This is a genomic window from Mucilaginibacter phenanthrenivorans, from assembly GCF_024721155.1.
In the GTDB taxonomy this organism is placed as follows: Bacteria; Bacteroidota; Bacteroidia; order Sphingobacteriales; family Sphingobacteriaceae; genus Mucilaginibacter; species Mucilaginibacter phenanthrenivorans.
The window spans coordinates 178,373-201,642 of record NZ_JAHVAP010000002.1; the positions used below are offsets into that span (position 1 = coordinate 178,373).

25 protein-coding genes are annotated in these 23,270 nt (G+C 42.6%); 19 read left to right on the plus strand and 6 right to left on the minus strand.

Features of this window, described 5'->3' with window-relative positions:
- Positions 1–137 precede the first annotated feature (137 nt).
- Positions 138–542 (minus strand): response regulator transcription factor, encoded by a 405-nt coding sequence (locus KXD93_RS05425; RefSeq protein ID WP_258135884.1) that lies wholly within the window; start codon positions 540–542, stop codon positions 138–140.
- A gap of 21 nt (positions 543–563) precedes the next feature.
- Positions 564–989, minus strand: coding sequence for a putative signal transducing protein (locus KXD93_RS05430; RefSeq protein ID WP_258135885.1), 426 nt, complete (start codon positions 987–989; stop codon positions 564–566).
- Positions 990–1,046: 57 nt separating this feature from the next.
- On the opposite strand from KXD93_RS05430, the gene KXD93_RS05435 reads away from it, so the two are divergent.
- From KXD93_RS05435 to KXD93_RS05455, 5 genes are all read left to right on the plus strand, one after another.
- The gene (locus KXD93_RS05435) at positions 1,047–2,009 is read left to right on the plus strand and encodes a helix-turn-helix transcriptional regulator (protein ID WP_258135886.1); all 963 of its coding nucleotides are present in this window, start codon (positions 1,047–1,049) and stop codon (positions 2,007–2,009) included.
- 49 nt (positions 2,010–2,058) lie between these two features.
- Positions 2,059–2,403 (plus strand): DoxX family protein, encoded by a 345-nt coding sequence (locus KXD93_RS05440; RefSeq protein ID WP_258135887.1) that lies wholly within the window; start codon positions 2,059–2,061, stop codon positions 2,401–2,403.
- A gap of 5 nt (positions 2,404–2,408) precedes the next feature.
- Positions 2,409–2,822: an EVE domain-containing protein gene (locus KXD93_RS05445; protein WP_258135888.1), complete on the plus strand. Its 414-nt coding sequence runs from the start codon at positions 2,409–2,411 to the stop codon at positions 2,820–2,822.
- 103 nt (positions 2,823–2,925) lie between these two features.
- The gene (locus KXD93_RS05450; RefSeq protein WP_258135889.1) at positions 2,926–3,351 is read left to right on the plus strand and encodes an SRPBCC family protein; all 426 of its coding nucleotides are present in this window, start codon (positions 2,926–2,928) and stop codon (positions 3,349–3,351) included.
- A gap of 77 nt (positions 3,352–3,428) precedes the next feature.
- The gene (locus tag KXD93_RS05455) at positions 3,429–3,896 is read left to right on the plus strand and encodes a GyrI-like domain-containing protein (protein WP_258135891.1); all 468 of its coding nucleotides are present in this window, start codon (positions 3,429–3,431) and stop codon (positions 3,894–3,896) included.
- A 207-nt stretch (positions 3,897–4,103) separates the two neighbouring features.
- On the opposite strand, the gene KXD93_RS05460 is transcribed toward KXD93_RS05455, so the two are convergent.
- From KXD93_RS05460 to KXD93_RS05470, 3 genes are all read right to left on the minus strand, one after another.
- A complete protein-coding gene (locus tag KXD93_RS05460; protein WP_258135892.1) occupies positions 4,104–4,397 on the minus strand; it encodes a hypothetical protein in 294 nt (97 codons plus the stop codon).
- Positions 4,398–4,449: 52 nt separating this feature from the next.
- The gene (locus KXD93_RS05465; protein WP_258135894.1) at positions 4,450–5,784 is read right to left on the minus strand and encodes a dihydroorotase; all 1,335 of its coding nucleotides are present in this window, start codon (positions 5,782–5,784) and stop codon (positions 4,450–4,452) included.
- A gap of 186 nt (positions 5,785–5,970) precedes the next feature.
- Entirely contained in the window at positions 5,971–6,612 is a 642-nt protein-coding gene (locus KXD93_RS05470) for an outer membrane beta-barrel protein (protein ID WP_258135895.1), read from the minus strand.
- A 254-nt stretch (positions 6,613–6,866) separates the two neighbouring features.
- On the opposite strand from KXD93_RS05470, the gene KXD93_RS05475 reads away from it, so the two are divergent.
- The 8 genes from KXD93_RS05475 to KXD93_RS05510 all read left to right on the plus strand — a co-directional run bounded on the left by KXD93_RS05475 (position 6,867) and on the right by KXD93_RS05510 (position 16,180).
- The gene (locus tag KXD93_RS05475) at positions 6,867–8,213 is read left to right on the plus strand and encodes a DEAD/DEAH box helicase (RefSeq protein ID WP_258135896.1); all 1,347 of its coding nucleotides are present in this window, start codon (positions 6,867–6,869) and stop codon (positions 8,211–8,213) included.
- Positions 8,214–8,220: 7 nt separating this feature from the next.
- Positions 8,221–8,487: a hypothetical protein gene (locus KXD93_RS05480; RefSeq protein WP_258135897.1), complete on the plus strand. Its 267-nt coding sequence runs from the start codon at positions 8,221–8,223 to the stop codon at positions 8,485–8,487.
- 7 nt (positions 8,488–8,494) lie between these two features.
- Positions 8,495–8,827 (plus strand): gliding motility protein GldC, encoded by a 333-nt coding sequence (gene gldC / locus KXD93_RS05485; RefSeq protein WP_258135898.1) that lies wholly within the window; start codon positions 8,495–8,497, stop codon positions 8,825–8,827.
- A gap of 2 nt (positions 8,828–8,829) precedes the next feature.
- A complete protein-coding gene (locus tag KXD93_RS05490; RefSeq protein ID WP_258135899.1) occupies positions 8,830–9,264 on the plus strand; it encodes a hypothetical protein in 435 nt (144 codons plus the stop codon).
- Positions 9,265–9,361: 97 nt separating this feature from the next.
- A complete protein-coding gene (locus KXD93_RS05495; protein ID WP_258135900.1) occupies positions 9,362–12,802 on the plus strand; it encodes a response regulator in 3,441 nt (1,146 codons plus the stop codon).
- Positions 12,803–12,804: 2 nt separating this feature from the next.
- Positions 12,805–13,635 carry a CheR family methyltransferase gene (locus KXD93_RS05500; RefSeq protein WP_258135901.1) on the plus strand — a complete coding sequence of 277 codons (831 nt, stop codon included), beginning with the start codon at positions 12,805–12,807 and terminating at the stop codon, positions 13,633–13,635.
- Positions 13,625–14,215 carry a chemotaxis protein CheB gene (locus tag KXD93_RS05505; protein ID WP_258135902.1) on the plus strand — a complete coding sequence of 197 codons (591 nt, stop codon included), beginning with the start codon at positions 13,625–13,627 and terminating at the stop codon, positions 14,213–14,215. The genes KXD93_RS05500 and KXD93_RS05505 overlap by 11 nt, the downstream gene beginning before the upstream one ends.
- A gap of 18 nt (positions 14,216–14,233) precedes the next feature.
- The gene (locus KXD93_RS05510; protein WP_258135903.1) at positions 14,234–16,180 is read left to right on the plus strand and encodes a hybrid sensor histidine kinase/response regulator; all 1,947 of its coding nucleotides are present in this window, start codon (positions 14,234–14,236) and stop codon (positions 16,178–16,180) included.
- On the opposite strand, the gene KXD93_RS05515 is transcribed toward KXD93_RS05510, so the two are convergent.
- On the minus strand, positions 16,164–16,649 hold the full coding sequence (locus KXD93_RS05515; protein ID WP_258135904.1) for a methylated-DNA--[protein]-cysteine S-methyltransferase: 486 nt from the start codon (positions 16,647–16,649) through the stop codon (positions 16,164–16,166). The genes KXD93_RS05510 and KXD93_RS05515 overlap by 17 nt on opposite strands.
- Positions 16,650–16,860: 211 nt before the next feature.
- Here KXD93_RS05515 and KXD93_RS05520 point away from each other — a divergent pair, with 211 nt between their 5' ends.
- From KXD93_RS05520 to KXD93_RS05545, 6 genes are all read left to right on the plus strand, one after another.
- Positions 16,861–17,544: a heme exporter protein CcmB gene (locus KXD93_RS05520; RefSeq protein ID WP_258135906.1), complete on the plus strand. Its 684-nt coding sequence runs from the start codon at positions 16,861–16,863 to the stop codon at positions 17,542–17,544.
- Positions 17,545–17,727: 183 nt separating this feature from the next.
- Positions 17,728–18,951, plus strand: a complete 1,224-nt coding sequence (locus KXD93_RS05525; RefSeq protein ID WP_258135907.1) for a hypothetical protein — start codon at positions 17,728–17,730, stop codon at positions 18,949–18,951.
- 4 nt (positions 18,952–18,955) lie between these two features.
- Positions 18,956–19,381, plus strand: a complete 426-nt coding sequence (locus KXD93_RS05530; protein ID WP_258135908.1) for a QcrA and Rieske domain-containing protein — start codon at positions 18,956–18,958, stop codon at positions 19,379–19,381.
- Positions 19,382–19,387: 6 nt separating this feature from the next.
- Complete coding sequence (locus KXD93_RS05535) at positions 19,388–20,476, plus strand: imelysin family protein (protein WP_258135909.1); 1,089 nt, start codon at positions 19,388–19,390, stop codon at positions 20,474–20,476.
- A gap of 8 nt (positions 20,477–20,484) precedes the next feature.
- The gene (locus tag KXD93_RS05540) at positions 20,485–21,858 is read left to right on the plus strand and encodes a di-heme oxidoreductase family protein (protein ID WP_258135910.1); all 1,374 of its coding nucleotides are present in this window, start codon (positions 20,485–20,487) and stop codon (positions 21,856–21,858) included.
- 182 nt (positions 21,859–22,040) lie between these two features.
- Complete coding sequence (locus tag KXD93_RS05545) at positions 22,041–23,231, plus strand: carboxypeptidase-like regulatory domain-containing protein (protein WP_258135911.1); 1,191 nt, start codon at positions 22,041–22,043, stop codon at positions 23,229–23,231.
- The last annotated feature ends 39 nt before the right edge of the window (positions 23,232–23,270 follow it).

The following is a 23,270-nucleotide window of genomic DNA, read 5'->3' on the forward strand; positions in this document are numbered from 1 at the left end:
AAGTTTATCTTTTAAACAAAAAACAGGGGGTGGAAAAAGGGTGGATTTTTTTATTGGGTTGTAGTTGTTGTAAGTGTTTTAATGGTTGTAAGTGTTAAAACGAGTCTGAATCTTCTCTAAATTAGCAATTATAAGTACTACACCTGCTTTCGATAATATACAACCGCTTCTTTCCTGTTCCTGACACCCAGCTTTGTATAAATATTATTGATGTGGGTTTTAATGGTGCTTACTTCCACAAAATTTATTGAAGCAATTTCCTTATTGCTTTTTCCATCGGCAATCAGTTGCAATATGGCAATTTCCTTGTTCGTTAAGCTCAGCGCCGGGTTCTTGGAAGCATCTGTTTTATTGTTATCGGCACTTTTTCGTCTCGATATGAAAAATCCGACCAACAGGAAAAAGACGGCTACTGCCGTTAAGTAGTAGTCGAACTTGAAATACTTGTATACCAGCAAAATATTTGAAACCTGGAACAGGATTATTGCCAGCGCAACCGCAATCCCAATTTTAACGCTGATCTTAAGGGTGGGGTAGGTCATTTATTAAGATACATTTATGCCTTACTCAAAATCCTGCTGACAATTATTACAGTGCCAGTTTTTTTCGCCCTGGAACGGGTTAACCAACGTCATTAATTTGTTTAAAAGGCCACCGTCGGGGTCTTTCGCAATATTGCTCACATTGGTTGATGCGCAAAACGGGCATACCACGTAGGTATTGTTTTCATTGTCAATTTCAAAATGGTCGTCTTCATGCAGATCACCTTCCGCAGCTAAAATTTCGCGACAGCGCTCAACATCCTTCTCAAAAACCTTAAGCTTTACTCCGCCAACAGCATTGTTATACAATGGATTTGCGCCGATGATGTTCTCGTCGGCAATAAAACAGGAAATTCCGTTAGCTTCCAGCCGGCTGCGGATGATGTGGGCCAGCATCGGATCGTAGTAGGATTCAAACGTTATTATTTTATCGTCGTTGGCGCTCATGTTATGCAAAATAATAAAATTTGTACAAAGATACCGGGTTTTTATTTAATTTGGGGCATGAACCGCATCGACAGAGTTTCGGCTATATTAATTCAACTGCAATCGCGCAGGGTGGTAAAAGCCAGCGATATTGCTGAAAGATTTAATATAAGCCTGCGTACCGTTTACCGCGATGTGAAAACATTGGAGGAGGCTGGCATCCCGATAATTGGGGAGGCCGGTGTTGGGTACTCCATTGTAGATGGTTACCGCCTGCCACCCGTAATGTTTACCAAAGAGGAAGCTACAGCCTTTTTGACCGCTGAAAAATTTGTCGAAAAGATGACGGATGATTCCACTGCAGAGCATCACAAATCGGCGATGTACAAGATCAAGGCCATATTAAAAACGGCCGAGAAAAATCTGTTGGAAGACATCGACAGCAAAATTGAGGTATTAAGGAGCCATAGCCAGCTGCGCGTTGATAATAAGGATCACATCCAGACGCTGCTGAACAGCATCGCCCATAAAAATATCTTGTGCATTGATTACTTTGCCATTCACAGCCAGGAAAACACTAAACGGGAAATTGAGCCGATAGGGATTTTTTATAAAGCCGGTGTTTGGCATCTGATTGCCCATTGCCACCTGCGCGATGACTATCGTGATTTCAGGGTGGACAGGATAAAGAATATTGCAAACACCGGCAGGACCTTCAATAGTAAACATCCAACCTTAAAAGCCTACATCGCCCAAACCGCAAAGGATCAGGCGCTGGACCTGGTTGTTATAAGGGTTAATAAATCAATGTACGGTTTTTTGGAGCACCAGAAATACTACAGCGGCTTTGTGTCCGAAAAAACCGCAGGTAGTCAAATTGAGATGACCTTTCTTACCTATTCCCTGGAAGGATTTGCGCGCTGGTTCCTGATGTTCGGCGACCAGGCTGAAATCGTCAGCCCTGACAGCTTAAAAGACCGCGTTGCAGACATCGCGTCGGCAATAGTTCAAAAAAATCTTCAGCTTACAAATTCCTACTGACATAGGGTTGTCATTAGCCATGACTTAATTTGTGTAAACAAAATGAGTCATGGAAATCAAGATCATCATATTTTACGTATTGTTGGCGGCCTATGCAATACCCGGCTTCATTTTCGGCTTTAAAAAGCTAAGCGGGCACAAAGAATCTGTCGGGCATTTTAACCGCTGGGGCTACCCGCTTTGGTTTATGCGTTTTTTAGGCTTTACCGAAATAACCTGCAGCATCCTGATCTGGTTTAACGCAACCCGGATGTATGCAATCGCCATATTCGCAATGCTAATCGTCGGGGCTACCTACACGCACCTTAAGTACGATTCAAAAAAAGAAGCCATGAAGCCTGTGATTGTAGGCACACTTTTAGCGGTTATATTTTTATTCACCTTTTGGATTTAACGGATATGAAATACTGGATAGTAGTGGTATCAAAAGACCATATTGCACGCGGTGTTGCGGGGGGCTTTATGCAGGCTAATCATGGTAAGGAAGGCCCGTTAAAGCGGATGGCTGTCGGCGATTGGGTGATCTTTTATTCGCCAAAACAGACGTTTGCCGGTAAAGAACCACTGCAGGCATTTACCGCAATTGGCGAGGTGGCCGATGATCAAATCTATCAGCATAAAATGTCGGATGATTTTATTCCCTATCGAAGGAATATAAAATACCATGAGGGGAAGGAAACTCCCATTGCGCCGCTGATAAACGAGTTAAGTTTTATCACTAGCAAAACCTCGTGGGGCTATCAATTCCGATTCGGTTTCTTCGAGATCCCGGAGGAGGATTTCAAACTAATTCATTCAACTGTGGTTGATTGAGGTAGTCCGAAAGTCCGAAAAGTCGGTAAAGTCCGAAAGACAAAAAACAAAAGCCAATACACTTACAACCTTTACAACAATTACAACTTTTAATAACTAAAATATGAGCACACTAACATTAAAAACAACCTTCGAATTCAATGCCCCGATTGCGGAGGTATGGAAAGGATTGACAGATCCCGCCATTGTTGAACAATACTTTTTCGGGACTCACCTGGCATCCGACTGGAAGGTTGGCGGGCCGATCACTTTCAGTGGCGAATGGGAGGGACACAAGTACGAAGACGGCGGGATCATCCTTGATATTGAAGAGCCAAAACTGTTAAAGTACACCTACTGGAGCAGCATGAGCGGCACCGAAAATAAGCCTGAAAACTATAACAATATCACCTACGACCTGAGTGAAACAGATGGGGAAACTACATTGGTAATAACCCAGGATGGTGTAAAAAACCAGGAAGCCGCCGATCATTCTGAACAAAACTGGCAATCTGTTTTTGACGGATTGAAGAAAATAATTGAAAAATAATTATTAATGTATTTATTTAAATAATCTTTACAAAGATTTCATTAAAAGTTTTCTATGTATCGATATAACTTTTCGTAATGATTGCAAAAACCGAAATAACAGATCAAAATCAATTCTTCGTGACCGGCATTTCGGTAAGGACGACCAATAAGGATGGGCAGTCGGCTAATGATATTGGCGGGTTGTGGACCCGTTTCATGAATGAGAACCTGTTGCAGCAAATTCATGGCAGATTATCGGATGATATTTATTGTGTTTACACCGATTATGAATCCGACTATACCGCGCCTTACACGGCCATATTGGGATGTGCAGTTGGTTCGCCTGGTGATGTACCTGATGAATTTACAGGCTTAACTATTCCCGCCGGGGAATATATAGCGTATCATCTATCAGGCGAGTTCCCTGCTAACGTCGGTGAGGCCTGGCAGGAGATATGGGCGAGTAATATTGACAGGAAATATACGGCTGATTATGATTTTTATAAAGCAGGCGCCAACAGTTTTGCGGAGACTGAAGCGAGGATTTATTTGGCGGTGGGATAATGCCGACCAGACTACGGATTATTTATCGCGTGTTTCGCGCAGGCCTGCGACCTGCGCTGTTGTATTTAGCCCTTTCAGGGCTTTGAACGCGTGGTAAACCTTAATTACTGGCCCTGAAAGGGCTCGACATATTAGCGCAGGTCGCAGGCCTGCGTTATTGGCGTTTATATGAGATTCTTCGAAACCCGTCGCTATGGAAAGGTCGCGTTATATAGCAGCTACCAGCTTACTTAGATCACCATCAGTAATTACTACATCTCCCGCTTTTGCAGGGTAATACTTTTCCAATATCATCTTCACCAGCAAATAGCTTTGGGTTGATTGCAGGGGCGGTGTTGATAGCTCATTGATGATCGAACCGATCAGTTGATTCTTTTTGGTTTGATATTGATTGATCAACAGCAGTGACGTTTTTTCTTTCTTACTGGCGGAAATTAAATCGTCCGTTTTTTTAATCTCTTCCATCAAATCTATCAACTGGAACAATTTAACTTTCTTCATTTGTGCTTTTATTCTGCAATTGCAGCCTTTAATTATAATTAACTTAAACGAATTATCTTGTAAAACTCAGTCGTTTACCGGCTTCACCTTCAACCAGGCTTCCGTTGGCCCACACAACATTGCCCGATACAATGGTATAGGTGATTTTTGATTGAAAGGTTGTGCCCTCAAACGGGCTCCATTTACATTGATATAAAAGGTTGTCCTTGTTTACCTTCCATGGCGAATTTAAATCTACCAGTGCAATATCGGCCCAATAGCCTTCACGAATAAAACCGCGTTTTTCTATTTGAAAGCAAATGGCAACATTATGCGCCATTTTTTCGGCGATCTGTTCCAATGTGATTTTTCCCTGGTGATAAAGTTCCAGCATGGCAGGCAGGGCGTGTTGTACCAATGGTCCGCCGGATGGGGCCTGCAGGTAGGGCAATGATTTTTCCTCTAAGGTATGTGGGGCGTGGTCAGTCGCTATTACATCAATGCGGCCGTTTAACACAGCTTTCAAAATGCCTTCACGGTCGGACGCTTTTTTTACAGCTGGGTTCCATTTTATAAGGTTGCCTTTTGTTTCGTAGTCTGCATCGCTAAACCAAAGGTGATGAATACATGCTTCGGCGGTAATTCTTTTATCTTTTAATGGGATGGAATTATCGAACAGGTAAGTTTCTTTTTCGGTTGAGATATGCAGAATATGCAATCGCGTGTTATGCTTTTTTGCCAGGTCAACCGCCATCGACGACGAGATATAACAAGCCTCAGCGCTGCGAATCTTTGGATGCAGCCTTACCGGGATGTTTTCGCCAAGCAATTGTTTGTAATGTTCAAGGTTGCTCTTTATAGTAGCCTCGTCTTCGCAATGGGTAGCAACAAGCATCGGCGATTGGGAAAAGATCCTTTCTAAGGTTGTCGGGTTGTCCACCAGCATATTCCCGGTTGAAGAACCCATAAAAACTTTAATACCGCAAACTTTGGCAGTGTCGGTCTTTAATACCTCTTCGATATTGTCATTAGAAGCACCCATGAAAAACGAATAGTTGGCCAGTGAAGTACGTGCTCCAATATCATATTTGTCCTGTAAAAGTTCCTGCGTAAGCGTGTTTGGGACGGTGTTTGGCATCTCCATAAATGAGGTGATCCCACCGGCAACAGCAGCTCTTGATTCTGAATAAATATGTGCTTTGTGCGTCAGTCCGGGTTCACGGAAATGCACCTGGTCGTCAATACAGCCGGGGAAAAGATATAATCCTTCGGCGTTTATTTCTTTGTCAGCAGCCTTGTTGATCTGCTTGTCAATTTGCTCGATATACCCGTCATTTATAAAAACGTCAGCAACAAATTGCTGATTTTCGTTTACTATAGTGGCTGCTTTTATAAGGATTGTAGACATGCAGCAAAGATAGGGATTAGTCCGAAAGTCGGACCGGGATTAACAGATTTTAAGGATTACTATGGGATTTCCATCCGCTTAATCTTTAAAATCTGTTAAATCCTGGTCAAAATCCGTTAATTCCGGTCAAATTCTCAGACGGACTTCAATTCGCATATCCGCACATCAAACATCCGCACATCCGGCTTATTTTCTTCCCCAATAATAGTTCAACCCAAAGGAGATATTATCATTAAGGCCCAGGTGAAAGGTACTGTCTTTTGTTTGGTAATCAAGGTTATAAGCCAGACCGCCAAAACCAAGGTTAACACCAAGTTTTTGGGTGGGGAAAAATACAAAGTTTGGCGTAGTGCCGATGCTGAACGTACCGTATTTAAAGTAAGTGGTATTGTTTAAAGTGCTGATGCCTAGTTCAGGGAAAAAGCCAAACTTGTCGCTGATCATGCAATAGTAGCGGGCGTGAACACCAATGCCGGCTACATCTGTGTGGTATTTATCGCTTGAAACATAATTATCTGCGCTATTGGTATAGGAGAAATAATTTGATGTTTCGGTGCCTGAATTACGCGAGTAAACCGCTTGTACGCCGATAGACCACTTATCGCTGATAAAAAAGCCGATTTCGGGGCGGATGCTCAGGTTGCCAATTTTGCTGGTTACGTAATTGGTGTAACCCTCGCTATAATCAATAACGCTCGACGAGCCAAAGCTGCTGTAATCATAGCTTACGCTGCCGCCAAGGTAAAATGTGCCTTTGGTAGTTTGTGCAGATGCTGCAGTTGAAATTGAAATAAGTAAAATAAAGAAAGCAAGTAGTTTTTGTTTCATGTGATTAAAATTTGGTGCAAGATAAACCGATAGTTTAATTAATACGCAATGTATAGACGAATAGCTACAATGTGTCGATGAAATTCTTCTAGTCGGGAAAGTCAGTAAAGTCCGAAAGCCAGTAAAGACGAATGTACTGAACTTTTTAAAAACTAACTTAATCAACCCAATCTAACTTATTCAACTCAATCAACAACTTTCGGACTTCCGGTCTTTCCGGCTTCCGGACTCCTAAAAAACCCTATCTTTGCGCCATGGCAGTACCTTTTGAAGATTTTAAATTTAACCGGCAAATTTTAAATGCCATTGCCGATGCCGGTTATACAGAGGCTACGCCAATCCAGCAAAAAGCTATCCCGCCAATTTTAAACGGGCAGGATGTAATGGGCATTGCACAAACCGGAACGGGTAAAACTGCGGCCTACGTCTTGCCTATATTGATGAAGCTTAAATATGCCCAGGGCGAGAACGCCCGTGCGCTAATTGTTTCGCCAACGCGGGAGCTGGCCATGCAGATTGAGGAAAATGTAAAGGCCTTTGCTGCCAATACCGACTTAAGGGTTGTGGTATTATATGGCGGCCTTGGTCCCAAAACGCAAATAGAACAGCTAAATAAGGGATGTGATATTATTGTAGCTACCCCGGGGCGTTTTATGGACCTTTACCTGGCAGGCCATATCGTTACCAAAACATTCCAGGTATTGGTATTGGATGAGGCCGACAAAATGATGGACATGGGCTTTATGCCGCAGATAAACCGCATTTTGGAGGTTGTACCGGTAAAGCGGCAGAACCTGCTTTTCTCGGCAACCATGTCTGACAAGATTCACGAGCTTTCGAATAATTTCCTGGAATTCCCGACTATTATAGAAGTTACGCCACAGGCAACGCCGGCGCAAACGGTTAACCAGCATTTGTACTATGTGCCGAATGTTAAAACCAAGATAAACCTGCTTAAAAAGCTGCTGGATGTTGAGGACGATATCAAAAAGCTCATTATCTTTTGCAAAACCCGTGTAGCTGCCGAAGACGTTTATAAGTTTTTACTGCGCAAGTTTGGCGAAAAGGAAGTAAAGGTATTACATGCAAATAAGGGGCAAAACACCCGTATCAATGCTATCAACGCTTTTAAGGCTGACGAAGTAAAGATCCTTGTGGCAACAGATGTGGCATCGCGGGGTATTGACGTGAGCGATGTTAGCCACGTAATAAATTTTGATGTACCGGTTGTGATTGAGGATTATGTGCACAGGATAGGAAGAACCGGCAGAGCGTATCAATCGGGCGAGGCCATTACATTTTGCGGTCCGGCTGAAGAATATTACCTGCGTAAGATTGAAAAGCTGATCAAACAAAGCATCCCCGTTTCATCTATTCCCGATGATGTGTTTATTGAAGAAACACCTTACGACGAGAAACAGGACCAGGCCAGGGAGATAGATATGCAGAAGCGGAAGGACGATCCCGACTTTAAAGGCGCCTTTCACGAAAAGAAAACCCTGAATCAGCATAAGAAATTTGAAGCTGCCAAAGCGAAAGCAACCGGCAAGCCAAATCTGAAAAGAACCAAATCGCCAAAATCATACAGGAAGAAACATTAATACAAACATGAAACTTAGGATTACCCCCCTGAATTTTGCCAGCGCATTCTTTTTAGTTGCTGCCGTTTACAGTTGGATTTACGGTGTGCAAATTTCAGGCACCCATTTTAAAACCATGACGACGGCAGTTGGTTGGATCTTTATCCTGTTTGCAGTTGTAGTGTCATTTATGGATTTAATGTTCCGTAATTTCTTCCCCGAAACTAAAAAAATATGGATTGTAGAGTTAAGCTTTATAACTTTGGCGGCTATATTATTTTTACTTGTTAAATAACCATTAGATGAAGACTGCTGAAATAAAGCTTACGATACAACTTGACGATGACAATGTTCCCGAAAATATTATGTGGGAATCAACAGATGCACAAAATAAAGAGGCGTTGCCCGTTAAATCAATGATGCTGGCCCTTTGGGATCAAAACTATAAAAACACACTGCGTATTGACCTTTGGACAAAGGATATGCCCGTAGATGAAATGAAGCGGTTCTTTTACGAAACCCTGCAAACTATGGGTGATAGCTTTTTACGCGCAACCGGCGAAACCAACATTGTAGAGGACCTGCGCGATTATTGTGCCCACTTTGCTGAAAAAATGGAAATTAGTCAAAAATAGAAATGCGCCTCAATACCTTATTCTCATTAACCGGTTTTATTATCCTGGTTGCCGGTACCTGGTGCCCGGTTTTACATCCAATTATTGGAAATTGGGACGTTTATGATGGTAACAAACCATATGGCATCACTATATTACTTGTAGCCTTGATTGGTATTATCGGTTCCGTATTTAGCCAGGTGAAAATTACCCGCTTTGCAGCCTGGGCATCCCTGTTCCTGGTTGTTGTATTTTACCTGCTTGCTTTGTTAAAAGTTCATACCTCTTTTAATTTCATCCCGTTCAGATCGGTAGCTGAATATTTGAGTGGGAAAATAAGATTCAAATGGGGCTGGTATTTATTGTTCGGCGGGCCTTTATTGGCCATTGCAGGTGTGCTTTTTAGCAGACGACCGGCATTCACAAATAATATTGAGGCCGCCGCAAAACAAAATTAGCAGCTTATTGTAATAATGTCTTACAATTGCTTGCTAATCAAATAAGTATATTAAAAATAAAATTTTAACATATTTGTATCTCTAAAAAACAGTCTGCATGTTAAACTTTTCTTTCCGCCAGCAGGTATTTGCCGGTTTTGCTGTGTCAGTAATTTTGGTGTTATTAGTTGGAACCTTATCATACAAAAGTATTAACCAGCTTGAGGGTGACTCGAACATGGTTGAGCATACCCAAAAGGTGATAAAAACCTCAACAGACCTGTTACAATTAATGATTGATGCTGAAACCGGTATGCGCGGATTTATCGCTACAAATAAGCCTTCATTCCTTGATCCGTATAATGCAGCGCTGCCTAGTATCAAGAGCGATATTGAGACGTTGAAGGATATGGTGACTGATAATCTGCTGCAGGTTAGAAGAGTAGATTCATTACAGACGCTTATCAATGCTCAATTAAACATCTTGAAAACCAATATCGAGGTACGTCCTGTTCAGGGGCTCGATTATATGGTAAACAACAACATGCTCAGCAATGGCAAGAGCAATATGGACGAGATCAGGATGCTGGTGAGCCACATGCGCGAAACAGAAAACTGGCTGTTGACAGCCCGTAAGGCAAGCTCGCAAGCTGCGTCAAAAAAGGCTGTTGATACCATAGTAGTAGGCTCTGTAGTGTTCCTGGTAATCATCGTTGTGCTGTTCTTTTATATCCAGCAAACATTTGAGCGGCAAAGAAAAATTGAGGCTCAAATAACCGTTGCCAATATTGAGCTTGAAAAAGTGCTCGGTGAAAACAAAGTGCAAAATTGGTTGCTGACAGGTACCGGCTCAATTAACGACCGGATGCAGGGCCAGCAAAGTGAAAGGGAACTGGCGGGCAACATCCTCACAGAGATCTGTAATTATACCAGGGCATTAACAGGTACCTTTTATTTGTTTAACGAAGATCAGCAAACGCTTGAGCTCTATGCGTCTTACGCTTTTAATAACCCTGATGCCTTAAAACGAACGGTAAAGGTCTCGGAGGGCTGGCTGGGCCAGGTTGCAAAGGATGAAAAGGCCGCTATTGTAAAAGGCAAGCTAAATGACAAGCTGGAACTGGGATCATCCTTAATTCACCAGGAGATAATAGAAAGCTTAATAGTGCCCTTCTTTTTTGACAAAGCATTGAAAGGGGTTATTGAAATTGCCTTCAACAATGAAATCGATAATAACAGTAACGATTATATTTTAGCTGTAGCTGACGATATCGGCATAGCCATCAATACGGCCCAGGCCAGGACCATAATGCACGAGTTGTTATCGCAGGTACAACAGCAAGCAGAAGAACTGGAAGCACAGCAGGAGGAAATGCGCGTTACCAACGAGGAGTTGCTCAGCAAAACTGAAATGTTGCAGGCTTCTGAAGAGGAGATGCGTGTACAACAAGAAGAACTGCGCGCAACAAATGCCGAACTTGAAGAAAAGGCAAGTCTGCTTGAAGAGAAGAACCAGGCTATTGAGGAAGCGCGTAATGCTATTAATGTAAAAGTAAAAGAGTTGGAGACCACCGGTAAATATAAATCGGAGTTTTTGGCAAATATGAGTCATGAGTTGCGCACGCCTTTAAACAGTATATTGGTATTGGCCCGTATCCTGAAGGATAATAAGCCGCTTAACCTTTCGGAAGACCAGGTGAAATATGCCAGCGTAATATTCAATGCTGGTAATGACCTGCTTACCCTGATAAATGATATTCTCGACCTGTCGAAGATTGAATCAGGTAAGCTGGAAATGCAGAATGACAATATTAAAGTTGCCGATATTTTACACGACATGAAAATGTTGTTTGCAGAAGTGGCTGCCAACAAAAAGATAAAATACAGCATATTGACTAGCAAAGAACTTCCAAAAAATATCTTCACAGATAAAGTACGGGTTGAACAAGTATTAAAGAACCTGCTGTCGAATGCATTTAAATTCACACCTGAAAACGGTACAATTGAATTAAATGTAGTTCCGGGCGAAGAAGCGAAAACTGTAAGCTTCAAAATAAAGGATTCTGGTATTGGGATCCCCCATGATAAGCAAAGGATCATATTCGAGGCATTTCAACAAGCTGATGGTTCAACCAGCCGCAGGTTTGGTGGCACGGGCCTGGGCCTTTCAATAAGTCGTGAATTGGTTACCCTGCTTGGCGGCAGCATCACCTTAACAAGTGAGCCCGGCGTAGGAAGCGAGTTTACATTAACTATTCCAATAACGGCAACTGTTGTCACAGTGAAAGAGGAAACCCCGCCTACAGTTGAAACGTTTGCGCCGGAAAAGCAATTTTTGAAGCCGGCAGTTCAGGTTAAAAAGGAAGCAGGCCGGGAACCTCTCGTCGTGATTGTTGAAGACGATAAAAATTTTGCAGATATACTGCATGACTACGCCCGCGACCATGGTTATAAATCAGTTATGGTTTATGAGGGCACAAACGCTGTTGAAACCATAAGCGAACAACAGCCTGATGCCGTGATACTTGACATTATGCTGCCGGGCAAGGATGGTTGGCAGATCTTGAAAGAGTTAAAGCAAAATGAGCGTACTATGCACATTCCGGTGCACATGATGTCGGCAGGTGAGGCTGCAGCAAATCGGGTACGCCGCGAGGGCGCTATCAGTTTCCTTAAAAAGCCTATTGATACCAACACGCTTGATAAGCTTTTTGCAGACATAATGCAGCAAAGCGGCACTAAGTTTACGCAGATCCTGCTGGTTGAAGATAATAAAACACAAAGCCAGGCGCTGAACGATATGTTGCAAAGCCAGGGTATAACAGTCGACCAGGCCTTTGACGGTGAATCAGCATTCAGGATGCTTCATGAAAAGGAATACCAGTGCATGATCCTTGATCTTAACCTGCCGGATATTTCAGGCCTAGACTTTTTGGATAAGATAAAGGTAATTGAAAGATTTAAGGCGCTGCCGGTAATTATCAATACGGCTATGGAGTTGGATAAGACCTCGGTTAACAGGCTGATGCAATATGCCAATGCCATGGTTGTGAAAACCACAAAATCTGCCGATAGACTGATTGATGAGGTGAATTTGTTTTTAAATAAGGTTAGGGAACTTGGTGAACAAGCCGATGTTAGTGCTATACAGAAACCGAAGACCGTATCATTGGGCAAGGATGTTATAAAAGGCAAAAAGGTATTAATTGTTGACGATGACATGCGCAATATTTTTGCGTTAAGCAGCGCCCTGCAAGGCTACGATATGGTTGTGGAAGTCGCCAATGACGGACGGGAAGCTATAGATAAGCTGGAAGCAGCTACTGATATAGATATGGTGCTGATGGATATTATGATGCCGGTAATGGACGGCTACGAAGCTACAAAATATATAAGAACTCAAAACAAATGGGCCAAATTGCCTGTAATAGCCTTAACAGCAAAAGCAATGATGGACGACCGCGAGAAGTGCATAGCCGCGGGCGCCAACGATTATATTACAAAACCGGTTGATATGGACAGGTTGGTATCACTAATGCAGCTTTGGCTGGGGAGCTGAGTATGAGTGGTTTTTCGCAAAGTTTAGCTACAGAACAGGTTACGGAGCTTATTGATCTCGTAAAGAAGGTTCATGGCTTTGATTTTTCTGATTATTCAAAGGCATCATTAAAAAGGAGGCTGAGCAGGATAATGATGGTCAAAAAGCTTTCCTTTTATGATCTGAAGCATGCATTGTTAAACAGCCCCGATTTTTTCCAGGACTTTTTAGAGGAGATAACGGTTAACGTTACCGAGATGTTCCGCGATCCGTCCTTTTACAAAGCTCTTAATACGCAGGTAGTTCCTTATCTTTCAACTTATCAGCACATAAAAATGTGGTCTGCGGGATGCTCGTCGGGCGAGGAGGTTTACTCATTGGCAATTTTAATGGAGCAGGCAGGGCTTAAGGATAAATCATTTATATACGGTACCGATGTAAATACAGTGGTTTTAAAGGAAGCCCGGGTGGGCATCTACAGCTACCGGAATATAAAAAGCTACGCCGAGAACTACCAGATGGCCGGTATGAAGGGAACATTAACCGATCATTTTACAACTCTGTATGATGCTGCTACCATTCACAGCGAATTAAAGGCCAATACCTTGTTTTCGGTGCACAACTTAATATCTGATACCGTGTTTAATGAGTTTCAGCTGATAAGCTGCCGGAATGTGTTTATATATTTCGAAACTCAGCTACAGGACAAAATATTGGACCTTTTTTATAAAAGTTTATGCCCGCATGGCTTTTTGTGCCTGGGCAGCAAGGAAACTATCCGCTCAGAAACTTTTAAAAAGAAGTTTAAAGCCATAAATTTGAAAGAAAACATATACCAGAAAATTGGGTCTTGATAAAAACATAATTGATCGCTGGCACAGCTGTGAAATATTGCTGTTTGGAGGATCTGCAGGCTCATTTAAATTATTGTTCAACATTGTAAAATTGCTGCCGGCAACCCTTAATAAAGCAGTGATTATTGTAATGCACCGCAAAAGAAACTTTGTTAGCGAAGTCGAAAAACTGTTTGCACAAAACAGCCGTATGTCCCTTCATGAAATTGATGACAAGGACAAAATAAAACAGGGTACAATTTATATTGCGCCGGCAAACTACCACGTTTTATTTGAAGCTAGCGGAAACTTTGCTTTGGATGTTTCTGACGCGGTATGGTATTCAAAACCATCCATCGACATAACATTTGAAAGCGCTGCAGAAGCCTACGGGGATAAGTGTATGGCTATATTATTGTCTGGCGCTAACCAGGATGGGGCGGAGGGATTGCTTAAACTACGGAACGCGGGATCGTTAACCATAGTTCAACATCCGGATGATGCAGAAATGCCCGAAATGCCCACCCAGGCGCTCAACCTTAATGCTGCAGATTACGTATTAAGGACGAGCGAAATTTTAGAACTTTTAGAAACTGACTGATACCCCTTTTTTATTGCGATGGCCCCTGTTAACATACTGATAGTTGATGACCGTGAAGAGAATATAATTGCCTTAAGCGCCTTGCTTGAACGCGACGATATACGCCTGTTTGCTACAACATCACCTAATGAAGGCCTGAAAATTGCATGGGAAAACCAGATCTCCATTGCATTGATCGATGTGCAGATGCCTGGAATGGATGGGTTTGAATTTGTTGAAATGCTCAAATCAAACCTACGTACCAAAGATATCCTGGTGATTTTTGTAACCGCTATATCAAAGGAGACCAAATACGCTGTTAAGGGTTTTGATGCCGGGGCGATAGATTACCTATATAAACCCCTTGATCCGGCTATTACCCAGGCGAAGGTTGATGCCTTTATTCAGCTTGCCCGCTACCAGGCTGAAATAAAACAAAAAAACGAAGAACTTCAAAACATGGCCGTTGTTGTAAAAAACTCGGCTGATATTATCTGTGCTGTCGACGCGCAAACGCTGCTGATCCAAAACATTAATCCGGCTGTTGAAAAAATAATGGGTTTTAATGCCCGCGAACTTATTGGTGCCAATATTTTAAACTTTGCCATTGATGATGAGAAGGGGCCGTTTGAAGTAAAGCTAAAGGAGATCATAAAGGATAAACAATCTTCATCTGTTTCTGAATTTAAGTTTGAAACATTTGATAACAGGATTATATGGGCCGAATGCAGGGTGGCCTATCAAAATAAAATGCTGTTTTTAAATATAAGTGATATTTCTGCACAGAAAAATTTTGAAGCCGAACTGATCAAATCAAAAGAAAACGCCGAATATGGCAAAAAGGTTAAGGAGACTTTCCTTGCCAATATGAGCCATGAGCTGCGCACGCCTGTTAACGGTATTATTGGTTTGAGCGATCTTTTACGTAAAACGCCGCTTAACGAGCAGCAAGTTAGCATGATTGATCTGCTGGATGTATCGTCACAATCCTTATTAGGTGTAATTAACGATGTGCTCGATATATCGAAAATGGAGGCTGGTAAGTTTAAGATCGTTCGCGAGGCAAATAACCTGCATGAACTGATCAGGGCCGTTTACGGGCTGCTTAAATTTAAGGCCGACGAAAACAATATAGAATTCCTGCTTGATATTGATCCGGAGATTCCCTTGAACCTGATGGTTGATTCACTACGTTTAAACCAGATAATGATGAATTTATTAAGCAATGCTATTAAATTCACTAAAAGGGGATATGTTAAGCTGACAGTTGCTGTGGTAGGAAGAGAGGAAAACCTGATAAACCTGAAATTTTCTGTTGAGGACAGCGGCATAGGAATTCCTGAAAACAGGCTTGCCGCTATTTTTGATTCGTTTGAGCAGGCTGAGGATGACACGGCTACAAAATATGGCGGTACGGGCCTGGGCCTTGCTATTGTGAAAAAGTTGGTGGAACTAAAAGGCGGCGAACTTACAGTAAGCAGCAGCGAGGGTGAAGGGAGTACGTTCAATTTTACTAACTGGTATACAGTAGCTGATAAGCCAAAGGAAAAGGTAGTTGTCAAAACTGAACGGTTACTGGGACAATTTGAAAATGTAAGTATTTTGGTAGCGGAAGATAACCTGGTTAACCAGTTTATGCTGGCCAAAATGCTAAAGGATTGGGACGTTTACTTTGAAATGGTTGATGACGGGCGGAAGGTGCTTGACAGGCTAAAGGCTAAGGATTTCGACCTGATTTTGATGGACACGCACATGCCTGAGCTGAATGGCTATGAAACTGCAAAAACTATCCGCCGCGATTTTGATTCACCCAAAAGAAACGTGCCGATCATTTCTTTATCAGCTGCGGCGTTTGACCATGAACAACAGGAAGCCATTTCGGCGGGGATGAACGATTGGTTGTCAAAACCGTTTCAGCCGCATGAACTTCATGGTAAGATAAACGAATTGTTGAAACAGGCAGAGTCGGTTAAAAGTCAAGTGTAGTTTGCCCAACGCCCATTACACGGGCCTCATGTTCCAGCAATATTTTTTTACGCCATATGCCGGCGCCAAAACCGGTGAGACTACCATCAGTGCCAATTACGCGGTGACAGGGAACAACAATCAATAAATGATTTTTACCGTTAGCAGATGCAATAGCCCGAATGCCGAGTGGATTGTTCATAAACTTTGATTGCTGCATATAACTGATGGTTTTACCATAGCCTATTTTACACAATTGATCCCAAACCTGTTGCTGAAAGGCAGAGCCTTGTTGCTTAATTGGCAGATCAAAGACTTTTCTATCGCCCGCAAAATATTCATCCAGTTGCTGTATGGCCAATTGTAACAGAGGGGTTTCCGGCGGGGTTACCTCGTGCTCCTCGTCGAGTGCATAAATAGAGGTGATAAAGCCGTCTTCTTCTGTTATGCTGATAATACCGATAGGTGTTTTACAGTAGGCAGTTGGCATTTGAGTTAATTAGTGAGTTGGCGAATTAGTGAATTAGCGATTGAAAAGTTGGTAGGATAAAGGTCGTAATTTTCCTCTAAAAAAGTAAAGTTCACCACCGGCACACAAATGAAGCATATCAATAATTATAATCAACAGGACAACCTTTACAACAACTCAATCAACTAATCTAACTCCATCAACAAATCAACTAATAAACTATCTTTGCCCCATGCAGCTGTACAACCAAACTCTTACTCTTTTAAAAAAGGAGATCTTGTTGGAGTGGCGTTCAAAATACGCCTTTAATGGGGTATTGCTGTATGTTGTTTCCACGGTTTTTATCTGCTACATCTCGTTTAATCTTAACCCCGGGTTCTCAGGAACCAAAGGTTATTCTATAGTTTGGAACATTTTGTTCTGGATAATAATCCTTTTTGCGTCTGTTAATGCTATCGCCAAAAGCTTTATGCAGGAAAGTAAGGCGCGGCTGCTTTACTATTATTCTATTGCAAGCCCGCAGGCTATTATTCTTTCAAAAACAATCTACAACATCCTCCTCATGTCTTTATTGAGCGGGCTGGCGCTGCCTATCTATATGCTGTTTTTTAACAATACGCTTGGCGATCCTTTGTATTATTTTTTAACGGTATTGTTGGGAGCCATTAGTTTTTCAACGGTATTTACCATGATTTCGGCTATCGCATCAAAGGCAGGTAATAATGGTACCCTGATGGCTATTTTGAGTTTCCCTGTAATTATCCCGGTTATCCTGATTCTTATTAAGCTCAGCAAAAACGCCATGGACGGCTTGCAGCGAAGCCTGAGCTATGAAAATATTTTAGTGCTTTTTGCCATCAACGTAATTGTTATCACTACCTCTCTCATTTTATTCCCCTTTTTGTGGCGCGATTAATTCCGCCGGTTATTTTCCTCCAGGTTTTTTGATTCAATGTAGCAGATTTGGCTAAGTGGTCTTTCTGTAGTTTTCTGAATTTCAATAGTTTGTATCTTATCTGGAATCGTTTTAAATAATTTTTTCTTTTATTTGGATTAAGTCTAAATAAAATGTTTCTTTGCCTGTGATCAAACGTCACATATGCAAACAAAGATTTTTACTTTATCAATTGGTTTTCTTTTAGTTGCCGGAGCCCTATTCGCACAGAAAACAAACCCCGTAACTTCAGAAGATTCACTAAATACCGGCATTTCGAAAAGCTCAACCACTATTGGTGGCTATGGTAATGCATTTTATCAGCGTAATAATAATCTTGGTACCTCAAAGCTCGATCTGGAACGCTTTGTGCTTTTTACCGGTCATAAGTTTAATGATAAGATCTCGGTCTTTTCGGAACTTGAAGTTGAAGATGCTAAGGTTACCGGCGGCGAAAGCGGGGGCGAGGTTGCTATCGAACAAGCCTACCTTAAATTTAACTTAAATGCCAACCAATATATAGTAGCAGGTTTATTTATCCCAAGATTAGGTATCTTGAATGAAAACCACCTGCCGAACACCTTTAACGGTAACGAGCGTAACTATGTGGAAACGTTCATCCTGCCATCAACCTGGCGCGAGTTAGGTATTGGCCTTTATGGCAGCTTAAACAATTTGCCGTTAAACTATTCTGTCGGCCTTGTGAATGGCCTAAGCTCGGCAACGTTCGATCATGGTACAGGTATTCGCGATGGTAGATTTGAGGGCCGCAACGCCAGTGGGAACAACCTTGCTGTTACTGCATCATTACAATATTACCAGGGTAATTTTAAGGCGCAGGTTGCCGGCTATTACGGTGGTACAACGGGTGTAAGCAAACGCAAAGCCGATAGCCTTGGATTAAATTCAGGAATATTTGGTACACCGGTAGCTATTGGCGAAGGCGATATTCAATATTCAAGGAGCGGCTTTTCATTGAAGGCGCTGGGGGCTATAGTATCCATACCAGATGCAGCTCAAATTAATGCGGCTTATGCTAACAACACGCCAAAAACCGAGTACGGCGCATACCTTGAGTTAGCTTATGATCTTTTATACCGTTCAAAAAATGCACACGGACAACAGTTTATTGTTTTTGCCCGGGATGAAAAGTTTGATATAAATGCCAGTATCCCCTCAAACGGAATAACTGACGGTACGCTTGATCAAAACCATGTAGTCGCCGGGTTCACGTATCTGCCTATGCGTAACGTGGCCATTAAGGCTGATATGCGGATAATCCACACCGGTGCTCAAAACCCCAACCTGATTGTTAACCCTAACCCTGTTGCCCTGCCTTACCAGGAAGATAATAACCTGGTGAACCTTGGCCTTGCGTTCTCATTTTAATAGTATGGATAGGAGAAATTTCGTAAAGCAAACCTGCACGCTATGCCTGTTGGCAGGCTCGGGAATGCTGGTGAGCTCGCTGGCTTCATGCGGTTCGGCGCTGCCGGTTTATAAAACTGCCGTGGCTGATAAAAAGATAGCTGTTCCCGAAAACTTGTTCGCCAATAGTGATTTTCAAGTTATCCAGCCTAAGGGAATGTACTATAACGTCGGTCTTAAAAAGGAGAAGGACGGCACTTATACGGCTTTGCTGCTGCGATGCACACATGCCGATAACCAGTTAACTCCAACAGGTAATGGCTTTAAATGTACGCTGCATGGAAGTGCATTTGACAATGAGGGCCATGTAACTAATGGACCTGCGGAGCGCCCGCTACAAAAATATCCCACCCAAATAGAATCCGGCCAAATAATAATCCATATAAGTTAAACACCTATGAAAACAAAAATAATTACCCTGATTTGCATAGCAGCCATTGCTGTGACTTTTTCAAGATGCTCAAAGGCATCTCTTACTCCAACCACTGCTGACGGTACACTGGAAGGACAGATCCTGGCTGATTTTCCAACCAACCTGGCAAACCCTAATTACCTTGACATTGAAACCAAGGCGGGCATAATGAACGATGCCATCGCTACCCTGATTGCAACGCCCACCGATGGTAATTTAAAGGCCGCTCAAACTGCCTGGAAAAATACCCGTGCTGCCTGGGAATCATGTGAAGGCTACTTGTTTGGCCCGGTAGAAGATTTTAACTATGACCCAACTATGGACGACTGGCCGGTTAATAAAACAGATCTTGACGTGCTATTGGCCAGCAGCAATCCTTTAGCTGTTGCCGATATTGATACGCTCGGCACTACATTAAAAGGTTTCCATGCTATAGAGTATGTCATATTTGGTGTTGGCAGCACAAAAAAGGTGGCGCAGATCACAGCACGCGAAAAAGTTTACCTATCGTCATTAGCTCAAAGCCTTTATAATACCACTAAGGAACTTCGCAATAGTTGGGACCCATCTCAATCAGGTAACTTCAGTTTACAGGTAACTAATGCGGGCAAGGGCAGCACCCGGTTTACAACCCGTCTTGATTTCTTTAAGGCGCTGGTAGGTTCAATGGCTGATATTTGTAATGAAGTCGCCAACGAAAAAATGCAAACGCCCTATGCTGCAAAAGACTCGACTTTAGATGAATCCTCATTCTCACACAATTCAGTAACGGACTTTACCAACAATATCCAGGGAATCGGGAATGCGTATTTAAGTACTTACAATAGCACAGGCGGGCATAGCTTAAGTGAGTTAGTGAAGTCAAAAAAGTCATCGCTTGATGCTACCATACAAGCACAGATCAAGGCCGCAGTAAGTTCATTCGATGTATTATCAAAAAATAACATTACTTACGAAAAGGCTATCTATTCAAACAGGGCACAGGTGGTTGCTATTCAAAACACCATCAATACCCTAAAGGCAACGCTTGACGGCGACCTAACTGATTTTATCCAGGCAAATATTAAAGACTAATAAATAAATTGAGACAATTAAAGGTAATTGGCGTACTAATAGTATTGGTGCTGATCCTGGTAAAATGCCAGAAATCGGCAGTGTTTCCTGCAGAACAATACAATGATGAGCTTTCCGGTGGCGATGAAACTGTTTTCAGCGCCACCTCGCAGGCTTTTGGAAATATGTTTCCCGGCCTAAGCGGGTACGACGTGCATGTGCATGAACTGGGCGACCTGGTTTTCAGCCAATCATTTGTTACCGCACCGGCACCCATTCATAGTGGCTTAGGCACTATTTTTAATAATACTTCATGCACCAATTGCCATCACAACGATGGCATTGGCTTGCCCACAGCCGGCGATCTACAGTCGTCGCTACTGATGCGGGTGAGTTTACCGGGCACGGATGAGCATGGCGGCCCGGTACCTGTGCCAGGCTATGGCCTGCAGCTACAGGATAAGGCTGTTTTTGGTAAAGTACCCGAGGGCAAGGTGAATATTTCATATGCCACCACTTCTTATTCGTTTCCTGATGGGGAAACTTATGAGTTGAGAAAGCCAACTTATACTTTAACAAATCTTTATGCGCCTATATCCGGCAGCTATTTACTGTCTCCTCGACTAGCGCCGCCGATGTTTGGCCTGGGGCTGTTAGAGGCCGTTCCTGAAAGCGAAATCGTAGCACAGGCTGATCCAAATGATGTAAACGGTGACGGAATTAAGGGTAAAGCCAACTATGTGTGGGATGTAGTTACCAACAGCAAACAGCTTGGCCGTTTTGGCTGGAAAGCAAATACGGCATCGATAAAAACACAGGTTGCCACCGCCTTTAACCAGGATATGGGCATTACTACCACTTTGTTGCCAGTTGAAAATAGCTTTGGCCAGCCGCAATATGACGGATTAAAGGATGATCCTGAATTACCGGACAGCCTTTTGAACGCCGTAAAATTTTATGCGCAAACGCTTGCAGTGCCTGCCCGAAGGAACACTACCGATGCAACCATTAAACGGGGCCTGCAACTGTTTATACTGGCTAAATGCATCAACTGCCACAGGCAAACGTTTACCACCAGCATCAACGTGGCAATGCCGTCGCTATCCAACCAGGTGATTCACCCTTATACCGATATGCTGGTGCATGACATGGGGCCGGGTTTAGCTGACGATCGTCCCGACTACCTGGCTGGTGGCCGCGAGTGGCGAACCGCTGCCCTATGGGGCGTAGGGTTGTTTGAAACCGTAAATAACCCGGGATATTATTTACATGATGGCCGGGCACGTACATTAACTGAAGCCATTATGTGGCACGGCGGCGAAGCAGCACAATCAACCGCTTATTTTTCAAACCTGCCTAAAAGCGACAGGGATGCAATTTTAAAGTTTTTGAAGTCGTTGTAGGAAAGTCCGAAAGTTGGAAAAGTCTGCAAGTCCGAAAGATAGAATGCTGTGTAAAGATATTATTACACTGAGCTAAATCTTGCAGACTTTCGGAGTTCCGGACTTTCGGACTAACTTTTTCATCCACAGTTCATAATAAATTCGTTTTTTCGCATCTTCAAAATAAATTGTAATTTTAGTCGATGCGATTCCCCTGGCACATCCTTTTATTCATTCTTTTCCCGGTTCTCTCATTTGCGCAAAACGGAGTAATTACCGGGATGGTAACAAACGCCGAAACCAACAGGCCCTTACCCCGGGCAAGCGTATTTTTGAGCAATTCATCAGTAGGTTCGGCAACTGCTGAAGATGGTAAGTTCGCCCTGCTTGGCATAAGGCCAGGCCAGTACAGGTTGGTGGTAACAATATTAGGTTATGAAGAGTATTCAAACACGGTGCTTGTTGGGCACGAACCTATTAAGCTGGATATTAAATTGAGTCCGAAGCCATTAATGCTTAGGGAGGTTGTTATATCATCGAGTGCAGACTGGAAAAAAAATTATGAAGCATTCAGGCGAGACTTTATAGGCACGGATGAAAATGCAAAAAGTTGTGTTGTACTGAACCCCCATATTCTTAACATAACATATAACCCAACTAAACAGTTATTACATGCCGATGCCGATGAGTTTTTAGTTGTTGAAAACAAGGCGCTTGGTTATCGCGTAAAATACCTGGTCAATGATTTTAAGATTGATAAAGTCTCCGGGATAGTTTCGAGGGAGGGGCAGCAGCTTTTTGAGGATTTGCCGGGAAGTGAGGCGCAGAAAAAGAAGTGGCATAAAAAACGCGAGGAAGCATATTATGGTTCGGCTATGCATTTTTATCGCTCACTGTACGCCGATAAATTAAAGGACGAGGGTTTTATTGCCTATAACTTTACCCGTTATCCTAATCCGAAGCGGCCACCAGAAGATATTCTCAAACGTAAAATGGAATTTTTTTACCAGCGGCGAATAGTTGATTCTTTTAAATACTGGCAGGATATCGCAATTAATGAGTCAAAATATGCAGGCGATCATGTTAGTAAACTTCCGTACGCAACGTGGGAGATTTTATCATCAACAGGGCAGGCCGGTCTATATGCGATGCATTTTCCTAATTACCTGTACGTTGTTTACACCAGAAAAACAGACGATACAAAGGATAGGGACCTTTACCGCCCATTGGATATGTCTAACTATGAAGTTACTGTAATCACCTTATCTGCGCCTTATGTCATTTTCGATACCAATGGCACTGTTGTAGAAAATTCACCACTATATGAAGGTGCATGGGCAAGAGCAAAGGTCTCTGACCTGTTGCCGGTTGATTATGTGCCGGATATGAAGTGATGTGTTGGTTGATTGAGTTGAATAGGTTGAATGGTTGAT